Annotated in this window: 23 protein-coding genes; 14 read left to right on the top strand and 9 right to left on the bottom strand. The window is 59.1% G+C overall.

What is annotated here, in order from left to right; translation table 11 throughout:
* Positions 1-310 precede the first annotated feature (310 nt).
* The 3 genes from LZG00_05125 (at position 311) to LZG00_05115 (ending at position 3,174) form a co-directional block, all read left to right on the top strand.
* Positions 311-1,273, top strand: a complete 963-nt coding sequence (locus LZG00_05125) for a TRAP transporter substrate-binding protein (GenBank protein ID MCF3593377.1) — start codon at positions 311-313, stop codon at positions 1,271-1,273.
* Between the two features lie 72 nt (positions 1,274-1,345).
* Positions 1,346-1,870 carry a TRAP transporter small permease gene (locus tag LZG00_05120; protein ID MCF3593376.1) on the top strand — a complete coding sequence of 175 codons (525 nt, stop codon included), beginning with the start codon at positions 1,346-1,348 and terminating at the stop codon, positions 1,868-1,870.
* Between the two features lie 2 nt (positions 1,871-1,872).
* A complete protein-coding gene (locus LZG00_05115) occupies positions 1,873-3,174 on the top strand; it encodes a TRAP transporter large permease subunit (protein ID MCF3593375.1) in 1,302 nt (433 codons plus the stop codon).
* A 146-nt stretch (positions 3,175-3,320) separates the two neighbouring features.
* On the opposite strand, the gene LZG00_05110 is transcribed toward LZG00_05115, so the two are convergent.
* Together LZG00_05110 and ychF are read right to left on the bottom strand one after the other, a co-directional pair.
* Positions 3,321-3,590, bottom strand: a complete 270-nt coding sequence (locus LZG00_05110) for a hypothetical protein (protein MCF3593374.1) — start codon at positions 3,588-3,590, stop codon at positions 3,321-3,323.
* Positions 3,591-3,838: 248 nt separating this feature from the next.
* Positions 3,839-4,936 (bottom strand): redox-regulated ATPase YchF, encoded by a 1,098-nt coding sequence (gene ychF, locus LZG00_05105; protein ID MCF3593373.1) that lies wholly within the window; start codon positions 4,934-4,936, stop codon positions 3,839-3,841.
* A 278-nt stretch (positions 4,937-5,214) separates the two neighbouring features.
* On the opposite strand from ychF, the gene trpA reads away from it, so the two are divergent.
* The 6 genes from trpA to ptsP all read left to right on the top strand — a co-directional run bounded on the left by trpA (position 5,215) and on the right by ptsP (position 11,771).
* A complete protein-coding gene (trpA, locus tag LZG00_05100) occupies positions 5,215-6,006 on the top strand; it encodes a tryptophan synthase subunit alpha (protein MCF3593372.1) in 792 nt (263 codons plus the stop codon).
* Between the two features lie 189 nt (positions 6,007-6,195).
* Positions 6,196-6,672 (top strand): NUDIX hydrolase, encoded by a 477-nt coding sequence (locus tag LZG00_05095; GenBank protein MCF3593371.1) that lies wholly within the window; start codon positions 6,196-6,198, stop codon positions 6,670-6,672.
* Between the two features lie 88 nt (positions 6,673-6,760).
* On the top strand, positions 6,761-7,192 hold the full coding sequence (locus LZG00_05090; GenBank protein ID MCF3593370.1) for a DUF1178 family protein: 432 nt from the start codon (positions 6,761-6,763) through the stop codon (positions 7,190-7,192).
* A gap of 69 nt (positions 7,193-7,261) precedes the next feature.
* On the top strand, positions 7,262-7,915 hold the full coding sequence (locus LZG00_05085; protein MCF3593369.1) for an SDR family NAD(P)-dependent oxidoreductase: 654 nt from the start codon (positions 7,262-7,264) through the stop codon (positions 7,913-7,915).
* Positions 7,916-8,017: 102 nt separating this feature from the next.
* Complete coding sequence (locus LZG00_05080) at positions 8,018-9,256, top strand: aspartate kinase (protein ID MCF3593368.1); 1,239 nt, start codon at positions 8,018-8,020, stop codon at positions 9,254-9,256.
* 253 nt (positions 9,257-9,509) lie between these two features.
* The gene (ptsP, locus tag LZG00_05075) at positions 9,510-11,771 is read left to right on the top strand and encodes a phosphoenolpyruvate--protein phosphotransferase (GenBank protein ID MCF3593367.1); all 2,262 of its coding nucleotides are present in this window, start codon (positions 9,510-9,512) and stop codon (positions 11,769-11,771) included.
* A gap of 135 nt (positions 11,772-11,906) precedes the next feature.
* Here the strand turns inward: ptsP and LZG00_05070 are convergent, their stop codons facing one another.
* Together LZG00_05070 and LZG00_05065 are read right to left on the bottom strand one after the other, a co-directional pair.
* Complete coding sequence (locus LZG00_05070) at positions 11,907-12,680, bottom strand: EcsC family protein (GenBank protein ID MCF3593366.1); 774 nt, start codon at positions 12,678-12,680, stop codon at positions 11,907-11,909.
* Positions 12,681-12,823: 143 nt separating this feature from the next.
* The gene (locus LZG00_05065) at positions 12,824-13,324 is read right to left on the bottom strand and encodes an N-acetyltransferase (GenBank protein ID MCF3593365.1); all 501 of its coding nucleotides are present in this window, start codon (positions 13,322-13,324) and stop codon (positions 12,824-12,826) included.
* Positions 13,325-13,409: 85 nt separating this feature from the next.
* Between LZG00_05065 and LZG00_05060 the strand changes: the two genes are divergently transcribed.
* The 4 genes from LZG00_05060 (at position 13,410) to phbB (ending at position 17,276) form a co-directional block, all read left to right on the top strand.
* Complete coding sequence (locus LZG00_05060) at positions 13,410-14,015, top strand: flavin reductase family protein (protein MCF3593364.1); 606 nt, start codon at positions 13,410-13,412, stop codon at positions 14,013-14,015.
* A 156-nt stretch (positions 14,016-14,171) separates the two neighbouring features.
* The gene (locus LZG00_05055) at positions 14,172-15,008 is read left to right on the top strand and encodes an EAL domain-containing protein (protein MCF3593363.1); all 837 of its coding nucleotides are present in this window, start codon (positions 14,172-14,174) and stop codon (positions 15,006-15,008) included.
* Between the two features lie 168 nt (positions 15,009-15,176).
* Positions 15,177-16,352 carry an acetyl-CoA C-acetyltransferase gene (locus tag LZG00_05050; GenBank protein ID MCF3593362.1) on the top strand — a complete coding sequence of 392 codons (1,176 nt, stop codon included), beginning with the start codon at positions 15,177-15,179 and terminating at the stop codon, positions 16,350-16,352.
* A gap of 198 nt (positions 16,353-16,550) precedes the next feature.
* Entirely contained in the window at positions 16,551-17,276 is a 726-nt protein-coding gene (gene phbB / locus LZG00_05045) for an acetoacetyl-CoA reductase (GenBank protein MCF3593361.1), read from the top strand.
* A gap of 225 nt (positions 17,277-17,501) precedes the next feature.
* Here phbB and LZG00_05040 read toward each other — a convergent pair whose 3' ends face one another.
* From LZG00_05040 to LZG00_05030, 3 genes are all read right to left on the bottom strand, one after another.
* Positions 17,502-17,675 (bottom strand): YdcH family protein, encoded by a 174-nt coding sequence (locus LZG00_05040; GenBank protein ID MCF3593360.1) that lies wholly within the window; start codon positions 17,673-17,675, stop codon positions 17,502-17,504.
* Between the two features lie 181 nt (positions 17,676-17,856).
* The gene (locus LZG00_05035) at positions 17,857-18,630 is read right to left on the bottom strand and encodes a methyltransferase (GenBank protein MCF3593359.1); all 774 of its coding nucleotides are present in this window, start codon (positions 18,628-18,630) and stop codon (positions 17,857-17,859) included.
* On the bottom strand, positions 18,608-18,823 hold the full coding sequence (locus LZG00_05030; protein MCF3593358.1) for a DUF2007 domain-containing protein: 216 nt from the start codon (positions 18,821-18,823) through the stop codon (positions 18,608-18,610). Before LZG00_05030 ends, LZG00_05035 begins: the two co-directional genes overlap by 23 nt.
* 56 nt (positions 18,824-18,879) lie before the next feature.
* Between LZG00_05030 and LZG00_05025 the strand changes: the two genes are divergently transcribed.
* Positions 18,880-19,881 carry a polyprenyl synthetase family protein gene (locus tag LZG00_05025; protein ID MCF3593357.1) on the top strand — a complete coding sequence of 334 codons (1,002 nt, stop codon included), beginning with the start codon at positions 18,880-18,882 and terminating at the stop codon, positions 19,879-19,881.
* A 57-nt stretch (positions 19,882-19,938) separates the two neighbouring features.
* Here the strand turns inward: LZG00_05025 and nusB are convergent, their stop codons facing one another.
* Both nusB and LZG00_05015 read right to left on the bottom strand, forming a co-directional pair.
* On the bottom strand, positions 19,939-20,406 hold the full coding sequence (nusB, locus tag LZG00_05020) for a transcription antitermination factor NusB (GenBank protein MCF3593356.1): 468 nt from the start codon (positions 20,404-20,406) through the stop codon (positions 19,939-19,941).
* Entirely contained in the window at positions 20,403-20,948 is a 546-nt protein-coding gene (locus LZG00_05015; GenBank protein MCF3593355.1) for a 6,7-dimethyl-8-ribityllumazine synthase, read from the bottom strand. Before LZG00_05015 ends, nusB begins: the two co-directional genes overlap by 4 nt.
* Positions 20,949-20,950: the final 2 nt, after the last annotated feature.

Below are 20,950 nucleotides of genomic sequence, written 5' to 3'. Positions count from 1 at the left end.
GTTGTTGTAGTTTATTTGTTTCGGCGGCCAGTCCGACCCCATCTTGCTTCAATCGTCAAGACTACATCGGTGCGCGCGGAAAACCCCCAAACAACAGAGTGGGACTTACGCCAGCATCAGTCAAGCCGTTGGAAGCCTACATCTTGCAGGTTAAAGTGTCCGCCACCGACTTGCTGCGCTATCACATCGTGCGCACCCCCTGGGGCGCAGGACAGAATCGTCCTGATAGACCAAAGGCCATGCATGTATTAACAATCAACCTAGAACACTCGGTGACAACAGATCGCCGGTTCAACAAGGGAGACTAATTATGAAACATGTACTTCTCTGCGCAGCCGCTTTTGCATTTGCGACATCCGCCACAGCCGAAAGCTGGGATATGCCGACACCCTATGGCGATGCAACATTCCACACCCAGAACATAATGCAATTTGCCGATGATGTGCGCGCCGCCACAGATAATGGCCTCGACATAACCATCCATTCGGCTGGGTCGCTCTTTCCTCATGCTGAAATCAAGAATGCGGTGCGCAACCGGCAGGTTCCGATCGGGGAGTTCTTCTTGTCACGACTGTCCAACGAGGATCTCGCCTATGGGCTGGACAGCCAGCCTTTTGTGGCAACCAGCTATGAAGAAGCCCAAAAGCTCTGGGATGCGCAAAAGCCCGTCATCACCAAGCTATTGGCTGAACAGGGGCTCAAGCCGCTTTTTTCGGTCGCCTGGCCAGCCCAAGGGCTTTATACCAACGGCGAAATCAATACGGTCGACGATCTGAACGGGCTTCGCTTCCGCGCCTACAACGCAGCCCTCGAAGAATTTGCGGCGCTTACCGGTGCAGCACCGGTTCAGATCGAAGCGCCCGACATTCCGCAAGCCTTTTCGACAGGACAGGTGGAAGCGATGATCACATCCCCCTCAACCGGTGTAAACTCGACCGCTTGGGACTTTGTCACCCACTACAGCCCGATCAACGCATGGGTTCCCAAGAACATCGTGGTGGTCAACCAGCGCGTCTTTGATGGCCTTGACGAAGCCACACAAAAAGCCGTTCTGGATGCCGCTGCTGTTGCAGAAAAACGCGGCTGGGAAATGTCGATGGCAGAAGCCGAAAGCAAGACTGCTGAGCTGGCGACAAACGGCATCGTCGTATACGACCCCAGCCCCGAGCTGGTTGAAGGTTTGCAAGGCATCGGGAAACAGATGCTTGAAAGCTGGCAGACCAAAGCCTCCGATAGCGCGAAGGCTATTCTTGACGCCTACAACAATAACTAGGGCTTAGCTCCCGTCTGGCCGACAGCCGAACCTGGTTGTCGGCCCTATTGCTTCCAACAAGGCAGGGACACCATGAGCAAGGCACTTCAAAAACTTTATGATATTTGTGGCGCGCTTGCAGGCGGGCTGATCATATGTATTTGCCTGCTGATCAGCGTGCAGATCATTCTGAACGCCGTCGGGCGTATCAGCCCCGGCACATTCCCCTCTACCATTCCATCTTACGCTGATTTTTCCGGCTTTATGCTCGCCGGAGCGACATTCCTGGCACTCGCGCATACGCTGCGCGCGGGCGGCCACATCCGCGTCAACCTTGTGGCTGACAGATTCCCTCAACAAGTGCAGTTCATTCTCGAAGGTTTCGTTTTGGTCCTTGCCGCGGCGCTGGTTGGCTATGCCGTGTGGTTCATGGGCGGTCTTGTCGGTGAAAGCTTGCATTATGGCGATGTCTCGCCAGGTATCATTCCCGTGGCGCTCTGGATCCCGCAGAGTATCGCCACCTTCGGGCTAGGCCTGCTGCTTGTTGCGATACTGCATACATTTGTCGATCTGCTCTTGGCCGGCAAGCCCATCCTTTCAACCCCGGATGAGGTATAGTCATGACCGATCCGATGATTGCACTGACGTTGCTGGCGCTCATGATAGGGCTGCTTGCGGCGGGGGTCTGGGTCGCGGTTGCGCTCACGCTTGTTGGCCTCGCAGCGCTGGTCTTCTTTTCCAACGCACCCTCGGGGCTGATCCTTGCCACGACGTTCTGGGGTCACTCACACTCTTGGGCGCTGACCGCCCTGCCCCTCTTTATCCTCATGGGGGAAATCCTGCTGCGATCTCGCATGAGCGACGATATGTTCAGCGGGCTTGTCCCATGGCTAAGCCGTGCTCCGGGGCGGCTCTTACATGTCAACGTATTTGGCTGCGCGATTTTCGCCGCCGTTTCTGGCTCATCAGCCGCGACAGCCGCCACCATCGGGCGTATGTCCGTGCCCGAATTGACGAAACGGGGCTATCCCGAAAGCCTGATCCTTGGCACGCTTGCCGGGTCGGCCACCTTGGGGCTGCTTATTCCGCCGTCGATCATTCTGATCGTCTATGGCGTGGCGACCGAGCAATCTATCGCACGGCTTTTCATCGCCGGGGTTCTGCCGGGCCTGATGCTGATCGCGATGTTTGCGGGCTATGTCGCGGTGCGTGCCTGGATGAATCCCGGTCTTATACCGCCGATCGAAGAGAGCTTTACCTGGCGGGAAAAATTCAAAGCTTCCCGGCGACTTATCCCAGTTGCTTTGTTGATTGGCGGTGTCATCGGCTCGATCTATGCAGGCCTCGCTTCACCCACCGATGCGGCGGCGCTTGGTGTCGTGTTGGCCAGTTTGCTGGCCTGGCTCTCAGGCGCGTTCAGCTGGAAGCTGTTTGGCCAAGCGGTGATGTCGGCAACCCGCACCTCCTGCATGATTGCGCTGATCCTTCTGGGGGCGGCATTTCTGTCGGTGGCGATGGGGTTTACCGGGTTGCCACGCAATCTGGCAACGTGGATTGCGGGCATGGATCTTTCGGTCTCGACCTTGCTGGTGGCGCTGACCATTTTCTTCATCGTCCTGGGATGTTTTCTAGATGGTATCTCGGTCATCGTGCTGACCACGTCGATCATCATGCCGATGGTGACAGCCGTCGGTATCGACCCGCTCTGGTTTGGTATCTACCTGGTTATTGTTGTTGAGATGAGCCAGATTACGCCGCCGGTCGGTTTCAACCTGTTTGTAATTCAAGGGCTGACAGGCATCGACATTTTGCGCGTGGCAAAGGCGGCGTTTCCGTTCTTTTTGCTGCTTCTTGCAGGCGTCGTCTTGATCACTGTCTTCCCGCAGATCGTTACGATCCTGCCCGAGCTGATGAATGGCTAGGCTGTATTTTCCCTTATTTTACAGAGTATTCTCGGATACTTCGGGGAAGCCATGGTCATACGGTCACGACAGCGCCACACTCATCTTTTGACGAGACGGCGGCGACGTGACCGAATGAAAGTTCTTCACTAGCTGTGGCGAAAACCTTACGGGGCAAGCGCTTTGGCGACCGTCGTCGGGTCATCGTCAAGCAAACGCAAAAGCTGATATGCTGGGCCGCCGGGGCGGCGCTGGCCGCGTTCCCAGGCGTTGTAGCCAAACTCGCTCATCGCCATGAGTGCGGCCATTTCCTCAACGCTCAACCCGGCTTTCTTGCGCACTTCGGTCGGGTCGAGATCTTGCGTGTCAGAGGTTTTATCAAAGGTTTCATCGGGGTTAAAATCAGCCGTTACAGATTTCTTGAGGGCTGTTGCCATTGGTCTGCTCCTTATCGTTTTTGACCGGCGCTTGAGCGCCGTTTTCAAGGTTTTCAGATATGGAAGAGCGGGCCGTTTCGGGGCCAAAACCGATTGCCTGCGATACCGATCTGGACTGGGCCGGGCTGGCACGCCGCCATACCCCTGCTCGCGTTTGCGCAAACAGGTATTGGAAATCATAGACTTACATCGCGATTTTCATGTGACGACCATAGCGCAGGTGTCACAAAAAGGCAAACTTGCCCCGCTCAGGTATTGAACAGGAAGTGCAGAACGTCACCATCCTGCACCACATAGGCCTTGCCTTCTGCGCGCATTTTACCCGCTTCCTTGGCCGGGTTTTCGCCGCCAAGGTTAACAAAATCGTCATAGGCGATGGTTTCGGCGCGGATAAATCCGCGCTCAAAGTCGCCGTGGATCACGCCGGCAGCTTGCGGTGCCTTTGTGCCGCGCTTGATCGTCCAGGCGCGGGCCTCCTTAGGGCCAACTGTAAAATATGTGGAGAGGTTTAATAATTCGTAACCGGCGCGAATGAGGCGGGCGAGCCCGGCTTCGTGCAGCCCCATTTCTTCGAGAAACATTGTGGCTTCTTCGTCTTCAAGCTGGCTGATCTCTTCTTCGATGCGCGCGGAGATCACGACATGAGAATTGCCCTGCGCCGTGGCCATCTCGGCGACGGCGGCGGAAAGCGCGTTGCCTTCGGCGGCGTCTTCCTCGGACACGTTGCAAACATAAAGAACCGGCTTGGTGGTGAGAAGCTGGAGGCCTCTCCAAGCGCGCAGATCATCTTCATCAACCGAAACGACGCGCGCGGGCTTCCCCTCTTCCAACACGGCAAGTGCCTGTTTCAAAAGGCGTTCTTGCTGCACTGCTTCTTTGTCGCCGCCGCGGACCTTGCGGGTGATGTTGACCATGCGTTTTTCAATCGATTCGATGTCAGAAAGCATCAATTCGGTTTCAATCGTTTCGGCGTCGGCAACCGGATCGACGCGGCCTTCGACGTGGGTGACGTCGCCATCTTCAAAGCAACGCAGCACATGGGCGATGGCGTCAACCTCGCGAATATTGGCCAGAAACTGGTTGCCAAGCCCCTCGCCTTTGGACGCACCTTTGACCAATCCGGCGATGTCGACAAAGGTCATACGGGTCGGAATCGTTTGTTTGGAACCGGCAATTTTGGCAAGTTTATCAAGGCGTTCGTCGGGAACGCCGACCTCGCCCACGTTGGGCTCAATCGTGCAGAACGGGAAGTTCGCGGCCTGGGCGGCGGCGGTGCGTGTGAGCGCGTTGAAAAGCGTGGACTTGCCGACGTTCGGCAGACCAACGATACCCATTCTGAAACCCATAGAACTGTCCTTTTTTCGCAGGGGTGCGGGGGGCATGTATGAGACCCATTGGGTCGCGGTCAAGCCCGGTTAACGCCACCGCACGGTGCGAAATCAGGGGGGTGACTCGCGTCTGACTTCCGGCTGCTGCCCGGCTGCCGGGCAATGCTTGCCAAAATCTTAATGCCAAATCTTAACGCAACGCCCGGTCGTCGCGGGAGGACAGGTTGATTTCCGCCGTTGATTTCTGCGGTGATATTCTGCAAACCCCGCGGAGGTATTTTCGCGGGAGTTACCCAATGACACGTATCGACGCCAAGTTCGCCCAATTGAAGGGTGAGGGCAAGAAAGCCTTTGTTGCCTATGTGATGGCGGGCGATCCGGATTTTGAGCGCTCGCTTGAGATCGTCAAGGGGTTGCCGGGAGCGGGTGTCGATGTGATCGAGCTGGGCTTGCCGTTTACCGACCCGATGGCCGATGGGCCGACGATTCAGATGGCCGGGCAGCGCGCATTGGCAAGCGGCATGACACTGCAAAAGACGCTGGAGCTTGCCACCGAGTTTCGCAAGGGCGACGACACGACGCCGATTGTGCTGATGGGGTATTACAACCCGATCTACAATCGCGGAGTGGATCGGTTTTTGGTCGATGCCAAGGCGGCGGGAATTGATGGCTTGATCGTCGTCGACCTGCCCCCGGAGGAGGATGAGGAACTTTGCCTGCCCGCACAGGCGGCGGGGTTAAACTTTATCCGGCTGGCGACACCGACGACAGATGACAAGCGCCTGCCAAAGGTGATGACCAACACATCCGGCTTTGTTTATTATGTCTCGATCACCGGGATCACCGGATCGGCGGAAGCCGAGGCCGTGGATGTGGCGCCCGATGTGGCGCGGATCAAGGCGGCGGGCAATCTGCCGGTGATCGTGGGGTTTGGCATTAACACGCCTGAAAAGGCGCAAGCGATTGCAAGCGTCGCAGATGGCGCGGTGGTGGGCAGCGCGATTGTAAGCAAGATCGCCAATGGTGACACGGTGAGCGATGTTCTGGGATTTGTTAAATCTCTGGCCGATGGCGCGCATAGGGCCTGATCGCGTCTTGGGGCGTGATTACGCGGCGCAGGCCACCAGATGTCGCAGCGTTTTGCGGCGTGATGGGCACATGTTGAAGGGATTGCGGATTTTTGGGGCGGCAAATGCTGGAAAAATCCGCCAGCGCCAATTAGCTTTGTCTGGAAACACGTGAAGAAACCGCTGACACCAAGCAAAATCGGGCGAAGGATGACCCTGCACCGCACAAAGCAATTGCCGATTTCGGTTTTGGCAGAGCGCAAAGGCGATATGCGCACGCAGTTTGCGGCGCTGTGCTGGCGGTTGACCAAGGGCAAGCCCGAAATATTGCTGATTACCTCACGCGGGACCAACCGGTGGATCATCCCCAAGGGCTGGCCAATGAGCGGCGAGACACCGGGGCAAGGCGCGCTGACCGAAGCGTGGGAAGAAGCCGGGGTGATTGGCAAGGCCTATGAGCAATGTCTGGGGCTCTATTCCTATACCAAGCGGGTTGACGACGACACGCTGCTGCCCTGTGTGGCGATGATCTATCCTGTGAAAGTGGCCAAGCTTGCCAAGGAATTTCCCGAGGCGGGACAGCGCAAACGCAAGTGGGTGTCGCCGAAGAAGGCCGCAACGCTGGTCAAGGAGCCCGAACTGGCGCAGATCCTCAAGACCTTCGATCCGAAGTATCTGAGGAAGTGATCGTGTCGGGCAGGCGTGGGCGGCGCTCTTGCATGGCGGCGCTGGTGGGTTATCTATTGAGTGACTATTGCAAGGATGGATGCGGAGAATGATCCGATTCACGCTCAAATGTAGTGACGGACATCAGTTTGATAGCTGGTTTCAATCGGCTGCGGCTTTTGAGGCGCTTAAAGCCGCTGGTCATGTGGACTGTGCGGTCTGTGGATCCGGGCAAGTGGAAAAGGCGATCATGGCGCCGCAGGTGAGCACGGCGCGCAAGACCGCATCGCAACACGAAGGGGCGCTGAGCACCCCGGCAAGCCCGGCAGAACAGGCGCTGGCAGCGCTCAAGCGGCATGTCGAGACGAATTCCGATTATGTCGGCATGGAATTTGCCCGCGAGGCGCGCGCGATTCATGATGGAGATGCGCCGGAACGGCCAATCCATGGCGAGGCCAAGCTCGAAGAGGCCAAAAAGCTGATCGAGGATGGTGTGCCGGTCTCCCCCCTGCCCTTCCGACCGGGCCGCAAGTCGAACTGAGGTTGTGAGCCTTGCCGTGGGGTGCGAAGATGCGCCAAACGCATTGGCTTTCGGCAGGAGATCGGCAAAATGACAGCGAAACATGTAGTGATTACCGGAGCCAATCGCGGCATTGGTGCTGCGATGGCCGAGGCCTATCGCGCGCAAGGGTGGGACGTGACCGGGACGTCGCGGGATGGGTCGGCGGGCGTGAAGCTTGATGTCTGTGATCCGCAGTCGCACCGTGCCATGGCGGCGGCGATGGACGGGAAAGCGGTTGATCTTCTGGTGTGCAACGCGGGGGTTTACCTCGACAAGGGGCAGAACCTGGCGGATGGCTATCCGCCCGAGATGTGGGCGACAAGCTTTGCCACCAATGTGACCGGCGTGTTTTTGAGCGTGCAGAGCCTTCTGGCGCAGCTACAGACCCGCGAAGGCGCAAAAATCGCCATTATTTCCAGCCAGATGGCCAGCGACGAGCGTGCGCCGGGTGGGTCGTATATCTATCGTTCATCAAAAGCGGCGGCGCTCAATCTGGGGCGCAATCTGGCGGTGGATCTGAAGGGGATCGGCATCGCCGTGGGGATTTATCATCCCGGTTGGGTGCGCACCGACATGGGGGGCGGCACCGCCGAGATCAGTGTAGAGCAAGCCGCTGGCGGATTGATGCAGAGGTTTGAGGCATTGTCTTTGGACACGACGGGCTGTTTTGAAACCTGGGACGGGCGGGCGCATCCGTTCTGATTTAATTGGCGCAACGGGCGGCGCAGGTGTTTATCTTGCCATCTTGCCCTTGTGCGCGGGAGGCTCTAAACCGCGCGCAACCAGTTCTTGCAGGAAAATCACATGCCTGTTCTCGTGATGAAATTCGGCGGCACATCTGTCGCCAATATCGACCGCATCCGCCGCGTGGCCAAACGCGTGGGCGTTGAGGTGGCCAAGGGCTATGACGTGATCGTTATCGTGTCGGCCATGTCGGGACGCACCAACGAGTTGGTCGGCTGGGTTGATGAGGTCAGCCCGCTTTATGACGCGCGCGAGTATGATGCGGTGGTGAGTTCGGGCGAGAACGTGACCGCCGGTCTGATGGCGCTGACGCTTCAGGAGATGGACGTGCCGGCGCGCAGCTGGCAGGGCTGGCAGGTGCCGGTGAAGACCAGCAACGCGCATTCCGCCGCGCGGATCGAGGAAATTCCGACCGATAATATCAACGCCAAGTTCGGTGAGGGTATGCGGGTTGCGGTGGTTGCTGGCTTTCAGGGGGTCAGCCCCGAGGGGCGGATCACCACGCTGGGCCGGGGCGGCAGCGACACCACGGCGGTGGCTTTTGCTGCGGCCTTTGGGGCGGAGCGTTGTGATATCTATACGGATGTGGACGGCGTATATACCACCGACCCGCGCATTACCGACAAGGCACGCAAGCTCGACAAGATCGCGTTTGAGGAAATGCTGGAGCTGGCCAGTTTGGGGGCGAAGGTCTTGCAGACCCGCTCGGTCGAGTTGGCCATGCGTTATAATGTGAAACTCAGGGTGCTGAGCAGTTTTGAGGAACAATCCGACGACGCCGGGACTCTGGTGTGCGCCGAGGAGGAAGTTATGGAAAACCGACCCGTTTCAGGCATCGCCTATAGCCGCGACGAAGCCAAGATGACGCTTATGAGTGTGGCCGACCGCCCCGGTATCGCCGCCGCCATTTTCGGCCCGCTGAGCGAGGCCGGTGTGAATGTGGATATGATCATTCAGAACATTTCGGAAGAGGGGCGCACCGATATGACCTTTTCCTGTCCGATTGATCAGGTGAAGCGCGCGCAAAAGGCGATGGATGATGCCAAAGCCGACGGGGACATCAATTTTCACGATCTGGTCGCCGATAAAGAAGTCGCCAAGGTTTCCGCCGTTGGCATCGGCATGCGCAGCCAGTCGGGCGTGGCCGCAAAGATGTTCAAGACACTGAGCGACGAAGGCATCAACATCAAGGTCATCGCCACGTCGGAAATCAAGATTTCCGTGCTGATCGATCGCAAATACATGGAATTGGCCGTGCAGGCGCTACATGATGCGTTCGAGTTGGAAAAAGCCGTCTGAGGCGGTTTTGCGCTCGCATAACAGAGACGATTCAGGCATCGGTTCACGAAATGCGCGCAATCGAGCGGCGGTGCCCAGCTTGTGGGCGACGGTGCGTAGGGTGCGAGAAATTCGCCCACCTGCCCGGTTTTTCGTGGCACTTGCCGGGCGCGCCCGTCATTATACCCGTGAAACGGTGAACTTTCACAAAAATGTCACGCCACAGGTGTGTACATAAAAGGGAAGGTGCGCCAACCAAGGGATGCCGAACGCAATGACAGACGGCGAAGAACACAGGACCAACAGCCGCAGGCTTTTGGGTCGGCTGCGCGGGGTTATGGCCGAGGACAGTGCGGGTCAGGCCCGGCTGGACCAGATCACCCAACTGATTGCCGATGAGACCCATTGCGAGGTCTGCTCGGTCTATCTTTTCCGCGATCAGGAAACGCTGGAACTCTGTGCCACCGAAGGGCTGAAACCGGATTCGGTTCATCAGACAAGGCTGAAACTGGGCGAAGGTCTGGTCGGGCGGGTGGCAAAGTATTCCAAGGCGATCAACACCGCAGATGCGCCATCGGAACGGGGTTTTCGTTATATGCCCGAGACCGGCGAAGAGAATTTTTCGAGCTTTCTGGGTCTGCCGATCCAGAGGCTGGGGGAGAATCTTGGCGTATTGGTGATGCAATCGAAAATCGCGCGCAAGTTTTCGGAAGTTGAAGTCGAGACCATGGAAGTGGTCGCCATGGTTCTGGCCGAAATGGCCGAACTGGGCGCATTTGTCGGTGAAGGGGCGGCCTTTGCGCCGCGCCACACGCAACCTGCGCTGTTTCGCGGTCTGATTGGCCAGGAAGGCACCGCCGAGGGGCATGTCTGGCTGCACGAGCCGCGGGTTGTTGTCACCAATCTGATCGCGGATGATCCGCACCGCGAGCTAGAACGGCTGCATGAGGCGGTTGAGCAGTTGCGTGTCAGTGTCGACCAGATGCTGGACGGTGCGCGGGGCGGCGACGCCGAGCAGATGCAGGTTCTGGAAGCCTATCGCATGTTCGCCAATTCCAAGGGCTGGATGCGGCGCATGGAGGAAGACATCGGGCGGGGGTTGAGTGCCGAGGCGGCCGTGGACAAGGAGCAATCCACCGCAAGGGCGCGTATGGAGCGGGTGACGGATCAGTATCTGCGTGAGCGGCTGCATGATCTCGATGACCTCAGCAACCGATTGCTGCGCATTCTGACCGGACAAGGGGCGCAGACCGGGGCGGAAATGCCCGGTGATCCCGTACTGGTGGCGCGCAATATCGGCCCGGCGGAGCTGCTCGATTATGGTCGCTCGCTCAGGGGTATCGTGCTTGAGGAAGGCTCGGTCGGCTCGCATGCGGCGATTGTGGCGCGCGCGTTGGCGATTCCTCTGGTCATCCATGCGGGCAAGGTCACCACCGAGGCGTTGAACGGCGATCATATCTTGATTGATGGCGATCATGGTGCCGTGCATTTGCGCCCCGATGACAGCGTGGTTGTCGCCTTTCGCGACAAGATGGCGATGCACACGCAGGCGCTAGAGCGTTACGCCTCAATCCGCGAGAAACCGGCCATCAGCCGGGACGGACGGCAGGTTGCGCTGCATATGAACGCCGGGTTGATGGCCGATCTGCCATCGCTGGAGGGATCGGGCGCCGAGGGTGTGGGGCTGTTTCGCACCGAGTTGCAGTTTCTGACCCGCAGTTCGCTGCCCAAACGCAGCGAGCTTTCCGCGCTTTATGCCAAAGTGCTGGACGCCGCGCATGGCAAGCGGGTGATCTTTCGCACGCTCGACATCGGGTCGGACAAGGTGTTGCCTTATATGGCGCCGCAGGACGAACCCAACCCGGCGATGGGCTGGCGTGCGATCCGGGTGGGGCTGGACAAGCCGGGCGTTCTTAGGATGCAGCTTCAGGCGCTCTTGCGCGCCGCCAATGGGCGGCCCCTGAGCGTGATGTTTCCGTTTATCGCCCAGTTTTCGGAATATCGCGGTGCCGTGGCCGAGTTGGACAAAGCCATCGCGCGCGAGAAAATTCTCGGCCATCCGCTGCCTGAGACGCTGGAGGTGGGGGCCATGCTTGAGACGCCCTCGCTTGCCTTTGCGCCCGACAAGTTCTTTGAAGAGGTCGGGTTTCTGTCGATCGGCGGCAATGATCTCAAACAGTTCTTCTATGCGGCGGATCGCGAAAACGAGCGGGTGCGCAAGCGCTATGACACGCTGAACGTCAGCTTCATGAGCCTGCTTGAGCAGATCGTTGAGCGGTGCAAGCGCGCTGGCACGCCGCTGTCGTTTTGCGGTGAGGATGCGGGGCGGCCTGTGGAGGCGGCATGTTTCGCCGCAATCGGGCTGGACACGCTGAGCATGCGCCCGGCGTCGATCGGGCCGGTGAAGAACATGATCCGCCAGCTTGATCTTGATGTGCTCTACAAGGTGATTTGTGATGCGCGCGATCGTGGCGAGCAATCGGTGCGCCCGGCGGTGATGGAAAACCTGCGCGATCAGGGCTGGGCGATAGACTGAGCGCGCCAGCCGGGAGGAAGCTTCACACCCGCGTTTGTCTGCACTGTGGTTGAGTGTGGCGGCGTTGCGCATGGGGCGACGGCAGGAGTGCTCCGCGCGGGAGTATTTGGGGAAAGATGAAGGGCGGTCGCCCCCTCAGGAGGCGTGTTTGACCAGCGGTTTGCGCACCAATTGGCGCAGGTCTTCGACCAGTTCGGCGTGATCGCGATCAGAGGTGATGGCGAGGCGGCGCAGCCCGAAATGCACATGCGCCATCTGCTGATAATAGCTGGTATAGGTGTAATTGGTCGCCGCGCCCGCCACAGCACCGAGGATCGGCACCGTTTGCGCCGCCAGTTTCTGGCCCAGCACCGTGGCCAGCCGGGGCGCCACCCGCGCGATCAAGCCCTGAAGGGCGGAGCCGGTGACCAGCACGCGCGTGGTGATAAAGGCGAGATCGGCCCCATCGTCGTGATCGAGCGGACCGGCGGCGGCAAAGACCTGAATGGCGTCAAATTGCACGCCCTCTTCTTCGGGGTTGAAGCCATGTTCGACGGCGATGCCCGTTATGGCACGCAGCAGGACCGTTGTGGTGATCGGAAGTTCGGCCAGCGCCGAAGGCAAGCCGCCAAAGCCGCCCGCCGCGCCCATGGCCGTGGTGACCGCGGTGTTGAGCCAGCCCGGCTGATCCGGCACCGTCTTGCGCGAGCCATGCGCCGCCTTGAGCGCGAAACGCAGCGCGGATTCGGTTTGGCCGGACAGGCGCGCGCGCACGCCTTCGGGCAGTTTTTCGAGCAGGTTTTCGGTTTGGCCACCGATCAGGTTCAAAAGCTGAATACCCGCGCCCGAAGCGGAGCGATAGCGTTTGGCGATGGCCGCAAGCTCGGCCTCGACATCGAGCGTGGCGGGGGGGGACTCAAGGATCTCCATGACAACAGCCTTTTGCAGTTTTCCTGACAGAGGATAGTGCGAAAGGCCCACGCCCCGTCAATGTTGCGCGCGCTTTGCGTCATATCCACCATTTGGATCAAACGCGGCGCACCCTAGAGAGATTGGCCGTCCGGGTGCGGATTTCAAGCGTCGCGGATGACTTTGCCGCTAATCCCGTCCCAGGCGCCGGGGGTGAGAGAGAGGCCGAGAACCCGCTCTGGGTTGGTCGGAGGGGGCATTTCGATGGTGTCGAGACGGGTGAATCCGAAGCGGCCATAATAGGGCGCATCGCCCACCAGCATCACCCGGTCCCAGCCTTTGGCCTGCGCCAATGCGAGGCTTTCACGAATCAGCATGCGGCCCAGCCCTTCGCCCTGATGTGTGGGATGCACGGCGACGGGGCCAAGCAACAAGGCGCGCAGGCTTTGGCCATGGTCGGGTGCGATTCTGACCGGCCAGTAGCGGATTGCACCCCCCGCGATGCCCTGTGGGTCGCGTGCGACCAGCGAAAGGTCTTTCAGGGGCGCCACACCGTCGCGCAACCGATAGGACGAAAGCGCATTGCGGCCCGGCGCAAAGCAGAGATCGAACAGCGCTTCGACCTCCCACCAATCCGAATCACTTTCGGGGGTGAATTTATACACCGGCCCTGCCCCTTGTCTTTTGTGGCTGGCATCGCCCCTAACACGCGCCTAAAACCGGGGCAAACCGAGAAAAGGACGCGCCAGCATGTTCTATTGCCCCGAGGATGGCCACGGCCTGCCCCACAACCCGTTCAATGCGCTGATCGTGCCGCGTCCGATTGGTTGGATTTCATCTCGGGGCAAGAACGGGGTGGACAATCTGGCGCCCTATTCGTTTTTCAATGGCAGCGCCTATGTGCCGCCACAGGTGATGTTTGCCACGACCGGAACCAAGGCAGATCGCGATGGAAGCAAGGATAGTCTCGGCAATATCCGCGAGACCGGCGTGTTTTGTGTGAACATGGTGGCTGAGGAAATGACCGATGCGATGAATCTGAGCTCGGCCACCCTGCCCGCCGACGTGTCGGAGTTCGATCATGCCGGTCTGAGCCGCGCAGCCTGTGAAACGATTGATTGCGCCCGTGTGGCCGGTGCGCCAGCGGCGCTGGAATGTCGGATGAGCCAGATTATCCAGCTTGAGGGAGAGGCGAATTTCGTCTGTTTCGGCACGGTCACTGGCATTCATCTGCGCGATGATTGTCTGGTGGACGGTATTTTTGACATCACTCGTTTCCGCCCTCTGGCGCGGTTGGGGTATCGTGATTACACGGTGATTTCGGAACGTTTCGCTCTCTCGCGCCCCGACGATTGAGCCCGCCCGCGGTCGGTTTGCATGTGCCGCCGCTCCCCCTCAGCCCGCCCTTCTGACGCACGGCTTTCGATAAAATTCGAGGCTTCACGTATTCTTAGGGAATTGCCCGCCAATATCACCGCAATTGCAGGGAGCAATCGGGCAACGGAGGGCGGAATGTCACGCAGGCGCAAGGGGAAATGGGCGGACGTTCCGGCCGGTCACGAAGATCCGCTGAACTATGCCGTGCAATCGCGCAACCGTTCGGTTTTGCAGATGGTGGAAGAGGCGGTGCACCACAAGCAGGTGCTTTTGGCCTATCAACCCATCGTACAAGCGCAGCGGCCAGAGAAGGTGGCGTTTTATGAGGGCCTCTTGAGGGTGCGGGACGAAACCGGAAGGATCATTCCGGCCCGCGATTTCATCGTGCAGATCGAAGAAACCGAGACCGGGCGAATCATGGATTGCCTTGCGCTGGAAATGGGACTTAAGGCGCTGGCTCAGGAGCCGGGGCTTCGGCTTTCGATCAACATGTCGGCCCGCTCGATCGGTTATGAACGCTGGACGCGTACGCTTAAACGCGGGCTGCAACGCGATGCCACGGCCGCAGAGCGGCTGATTCTCGAAGTCACCGAAAGTTCGGCCATGTTGGTGCCCGAACTGGTGACCAATTTCATGTCGGCGCTGCAAGCCAAGGGAATCAGCTTTGGGCTTGATGATTTCGGGGCCGGGTTCACTTCGTTCCGCTATCTCAGGGATTTCATGTTCGATCTACTGAAGATCGACGGTCAGTTCATTCGCGGCATACATGCCAACCCCGACAATCAGGTCTTGACCCGCGCGCTGGTCAGTATTGCCCAACAATTCGATATGTTTACCGTCGCGGAATTTGTCGAAAATGCGAATGATGCCGCCTATCTGGTCGACATCGGGGTCGACTGTCTTCAGGGTTATTACTATGGCGCACCGACGATTTACCCGACCTGGCAAGAGCATATCCGTGCGTCGGCCTGAGACTGCGACATTGCGCAACCTTCCCTTGGGTGATCCAGCAGTTGCCGCAGCGCGGCAAATCCGCTATGAAAATCGGGAACCGGGCCGGGGGCGGCCTGTGCGGGGTTCGCCCCCGACACATTTGTGGCAGAGATTCGCCCCTACCCAAGAGGGAAGAGGATCTCATTCATGACCAATGTCGTTATCGCCTCCGCTGCACGCACTGCCGTGGGCTCGTTTACGGGCGCGTTTGCCAATACGCCCGCGCATGATCTGGGTGCCGCCGTTCTGCAAGAGCTGGTGGCCCGCGCAGGGATCGAAAAGGGTGAAGTCTCCGAGACCATCCTCGGTCAGGTGTTGAGTGCCGGCCAAGGCCAGAACCCGGCGCGCCAAGCCCATGTCAACGCCGGCCTGCCCATCGAAAGCTCGGCTTGGGGCATCAATCAGGTTTGTGGCTCGGGCCTGCGCGCCGTCGCACTTGGAGCACAGCAGATCCTGACGGGCGAAGCCGATATCGTGGCGGCCGGTGGCCAGGAAAACATGAGCCTCAGCCCCCATGTCGCGCATCTGCGCGCGGGCACCAAGATGGGCGATGTGAACTATATCGATTCGATGATCCGTGACGGCCTCTGGGACGCGTTCAACGGCTATCACATGGGCCAGACCGCAGAGAACGTCGCCGAAAAATGGCAAATCAGCCGTGACCAACAGGATGAATTCGCCGTCGCCAGCCAGAACAAGGCGGAAGCGGCGCAGAAAGCCGGTAAATTCGTCGATGAGATCGTGGCCTTCACGATCAAAACCCGCAAGGGCGACATCGTCGTGGACGCCGACGAATATATCCGCCACGGCGCCACGATGGAAGCGATGCAGAAGCTGCGCCCGGCCTTCACCAAGGATGGTTCGGTCACGGCAGCAAACGCTTCGGGGCTGAACGACGGGGCGGCTGGTACCTTGTTGATGAGCGCCGAGAATGCCGCCAAACGCGGTATCGAGCCGCTGGCGCGGATCGCGTCTTATGCCACCGTGGGCCTTGACCCGTCGATCATGGGCGCGGGCCCGATCTATGCCAGCCGCAAGGCGCTGGAAAAGGCCGGTTGGAAACCTGAGGATCTGGACCTTGTAGAGGCTAATGAAGCCTTTGCCGCGCAAGCCTGTGCGGTGAACAAAGACATGGGTTGGGACCCGGCGATTGTGAACGTCAACGGCGGCGCGATTGCCATCGGTCACCCGATCGGTGCCTCGGGCGCGCGTATTCTTAACACGCTATTGTTCGAAATGAAGCGGCGCGACGCCAAGAAAGGTCTCGCCACGCTTTGCATCGGCGGCGGCATGGGCGTGGCCATGTGCCTTGAGCGCGACTGAGCCTCAGCAAAATACGAGTAAAACAAGGGGCGCCGCGATGGCGCCTCTTTTTTGACGCAACGGGCCGACCACGCTAGAGTGAGCGAATATCCGGCAAAGTAGCCAAATCATGGAAATTTCTTGCGCAATAATGTTGCGCATCTCGGGCGAACTGCGTAACAGAGTTACCAACGAAACACATAACTTCAGGAGGATATCATGGCTAGAGTTGCACTGGTTACGGGCGGGACGCGCGGCATTGGCGAAGCGATTTCGAAACGATTGAAAGCAGATGGCTACGACGTTGCAGCCACCTATGCCGGCAATGACGAGGCGGCTGCCAAGTTCACTGAAGAGACAGGCATCAAGACCTACAAATGGAACGTGGCAAGCTATGAGGAGAGTGCGGCGGGCATCGCGAAGGTTGAGGCCGATCTTGGCCCCGTCGAGGTGGTTGTCGCCAACGCGGGCATTACCCGCGACGCACCGTTTCACAAGATGACGCCGCAGCAGTGGAAAGAGGTGATCGACACCAACCTCACCGGCGTGTTCAACACCGTTCATCCGATCTGGCCCGGTATGCGCGAACGTAAATTTGGCCGCGTCGTCGTGATCTCGTCGATTAACGGACAAAAGGGCCAGTTTGCGCAAGTGAACTATGCCGCGACCAAGGCTGGCGATCTAGGCATTATCAAATCACTGGCCCAAGAAGGCGCGCGCGCAGGCATCACCGCAAATGCGGTTTGTCCCGGCTATATTGGCACCGAAATGGTGATGGCCGTCCCTGAGAAGGTGCTGAACGAGGTCATCATCCCGCAGATTCCGGCGGGCCGTCTGGGCCAACCGGAAGAGATTGCGCGCTGTGTTTCGTTCCTGGTGTCGGATGATGCGGGCTTCATCAATGGCAGCACGATCTCGGCCAACGGTGCGCAATTCGTCGTCTGATTGAGGCGTTTCAATACGGTTTCAACACGAATGGGGCCGCGCCATCAGGCGCGGCCCCTTTTCTTTGATAAAATCGCTGACAATGCGGAACGCAGATCCGCGCCAGAAGGGCGTCATTCCGCTTGGAAATGGCCCATTCGCCAACCAGATCATGCAAATAGCATTCGCAGGATGGCCGGCGCCCGCGTCAGTTGCCTTCCGTTTGTCGACTACCTTCAGTTTGGATTAGCCTGCAGTTTCTTCGAGACGGGAAATCTCTTCCTTGAGCCGAAGTTTCTGCTTCTTCAACGCTGCGACCTCGACATCATTGGAGCCAGGCGCGCGTTGCAATATTTCGACCTGCTCAGAGAGTGTTTGATGTTTCTTTTTCAGTTCCTCGACATGTGAACTCATGCTCATGGCAGTCCTCCTCTGAATGTTACGGTCGTGTGACAAGTGGACCATAATCTTTGTCGTCTGTCATCCATGATCAAGGGAGAGGGGTGAATAATCAGTAAATTTCCGCTGTCAACATTCGGTTCAAACGAATTCTGCGGCCTTACTATGGCCTTCGAGAAATTTCGCCGAACCTTGGTTTCTGCTATTTGGGAAAGGGCAGCGCGGCGCCAGCGCGCAGCACGGAGCGGATCACATCGGTGTAGTTTTCTTCATCGTTTTCATGCACTTCGCCTTTGTGCATCTGCAATCTGTCATGCAAACGGAACGCGGCGTGACCGTCCTTGCGGGCGCGTAGAATCACCAGCCGGCTATCGCGTCCGGGGCGGGGCGAAAGCGGCAGAAGTTGCAATGACCCAAGGCAGGCGGCCGTTGCTGCAAGAATTTCGGGCATGCGCTCGGCGCGCTGGATAAGTGTGAGATAGCCTTTGGGTGACAGGCGTTTAGCGGCGGCGTCGATCCATTGTGCCATCTGCACATCGCCCCCGCCCAATGCGGTTTCGCGGGCCGGATCGGGGGCGCTGCTGCCGGTGGTGCGATCGAAATAGGGTGGGTTCATGATGACATGATCGAATTGCCGGGACTTGAGCGCTGCGGGCATTTCGGTCAGATCGCCCTGGATCACCTCAAACGCAATGCCATTGTCGGCGGCGTTGCGCCGGGCCAGTGCGGCGTAAAGCGGTTGAAGTTCGAGACCGGTGAGACGCAGCCCCGCAATGCGCGTGCCAAGGCAGAGCGCGGCGGCCCCGGCGCCACAGCCCATATCGAGCACAGATTGCCCGGCGCGCGCCGATACTGCGGCCGCCAGCAACACGGGATCGACCCCGGCACGATAGCCTTTTGCGGGCTGATGAAGGATGAGTTTGCCACCCAGAAACTGATCGCGGGTCAGCGCGTCAGCCATCGGGCGATATGCCATTGTCGCGCAACGCCTTGCAGGCATCATCGTATTCAGCGTCGGCCACCATGATCCGGCGCGGCAATATGCCGATGCTGCCTTCCAGCACGCTCATATTTACGTCCATTTCAAAGGCAGTTATACCCTCGCCCTGAAGCAGTATTTTGACAAAGGCGATTTCGGTCGGGTCATTGGTGCGCAAGAGCTGTTTCATGGGGATGTGATAAGGCCAAGCCGGGGCAATTGTCGAGGCTTGGGAACGGGAGTGTGATGAGCTTGGATCAATTGGCCGCTAAACCACACGAGCGGCTTGCCGCGCATCTGGAAGACGGCATGCAGGCGGTCAACGCGTTGATCGCCCGGCGCATGGCGTCCGAACACGCACCGCGCATTCCGGAAGTGACGGCGCATCTGGTTGAGGCGGGCGGCAAACGGTTGCGCCCGATGCTGACGCTGGCGACGGCCGATCTATGTGGCTATGGCGGGCCTTACGCGGTGCATCTGGCCGCGACGGTGGAGTTCATCCACACCGCGACGTTACTGCATGATGACGTGGTAGACGAAAGCGCACAGCGGCGCGGGCGGCCTACGGCGAACCTGCTATGGGATAATAAATCAAGCGTGTTGGTGGGCGATTACCTGTTCTCGCGCAGTTTCCAGCTGATGGTGGAGACCGGCAACCTCAGGGTTCTGGATATTCTGGCCAATGCGTCGGCCACCATTGCGGAAGGCGAGGTTTTGCAACTGACCGCGGCGCAGGATTTGCGTACTGACGAGGCGATTTATTTGCAGGTGGTGCGGGGCAAGACGGCGGCGCTATTTTCGGCTGCAACACAGGTGGGTGGCGTGATTGCCGACGCGCCCGAGGCGCAGGTGCAGGCGCTGTTTGATTATGGCGATGCGTTGGGGATCGCGTTTCAGATTGTCGATGACCTTCTGGATTATGCCGGGGATACAAAAGCGACGGGCAAGAATTTGGGCGATGATTTTCGCGAGCGCAAGCTGACCCTGCCGGTGATCAAGGCGGTGGCCAAGGCAGACACAGAGGAGCGGGCCTTCTGGAGTCGGACCTTTGAGAAGGGCGATCAGCGCGAGGGGGATCTGGAACACGCGATGGCGCTTTTGCACAAGCATGGTGCGCTTGTCGCTACGCGCGAGGATGCGTTGGACTGGGCCGCGAAGGCCAAGGCGGCGTTGGAGTTGATGCCCGAGCACGATGTGCGCGACATGCTGCGCGACATCGCCGATTATGTGGTGGCGCGGATCAGCTGAACTACGAGCGCAAATCCCGGAGCAGACGCTTTTGTAGCGAACTTCCGGTTTGGCCTGTCAGAATGCGTCGGGTTTGGCTTCGCGCGCCATGTGGTCGAGCACGGCGTTAACGAATTGCGGCTCTTTGCTTTCAGGAAAAAACGCGCGGGCGACATCGACATATTCGTTGATCACCACCTTGGGCGGCGTGCTGGATTGGGTCATCTCGGCCCCGGCGGCGCGAAACAGCGCGCGCAAGGTGGGGTCGATCCGCGCAATTGGCCATTTCGCCACGAGGGCGCGGTCGGTCATCTGGTCGATCAAGGCCTGATGGTTCACGGCATCTTCCAACACGCGGCGGAAATGCGCAGAATCGCCTTCGGCCATTTCTTCGCCATCATAGGTGGCGCCGAAACGGTGGTCTTCGAACTCGCTCGCCACGGCTTCCAGTGTTTGGCTGGAATGCTCCATCTGAAACAGTGCCTGCACGGCATAGAGCCGGGCGGCAGACTTCATCTTGCGTTTCTGATTGCCCGAGAGGGTCATGCCGAGGGGTTGTCCTTGAGTTCGCCAGCGATCTGGTAGTTTTCGCTGTCGGGGAGGAAACCTACCCCTTTTCGCGCGCCGCCCCACTTACGGGCAAGCGCGATGAGATGCAAGGCGGCAGCGGCGGCACCTGCGCCCTTGTTCATTTCGGCGGGATCGGCGCGCACTTCTGCCTGTTTGGTGTTTTCGACGGTGAGGATGCCATTGCCGATGCAAAGCCCCTGAAGGCCCAGCATGGTGAGCGCGCGTGAGGAGTCGTTGCAGACCGTCTCATAATGCGTGGTTTCACCGCGAATGACACAGCCCAGCGCGACGTAACCGTCGAAATTCGACATCCGCTCGGCGATGCCGATGGCGGTGGGAATTTCCAGCGCTCCGGGGACTTCGATGGCTTCGTAAGTCGCGCCGCTGGCTCCGATCTCGGCCACGGCACCCTTGATCAGGTTGTCGGCGATATCACGATAGAATGGCGCGGTGACGATCAGCAGTTTCGTCGGTTTGTCCAGTTTCGCTCTGGGCAGGGTGTAGTGGGATTCGGCCATGG

Source organism: Rhodobacteraceae bacterium LMO-JJ12, assembly GCA_021555075.1.
Taxonomy (GTDB): Bacteria; Pseudomonadota; Alphaproteobacteria; order Rhodobacterales; family Rhodobacteraceae; genus JAKGBX01.
Note: the sequence above shows the minus strand (reverse complement) of the source record. Positions and strands in the feature narration are given on the sequence as shown.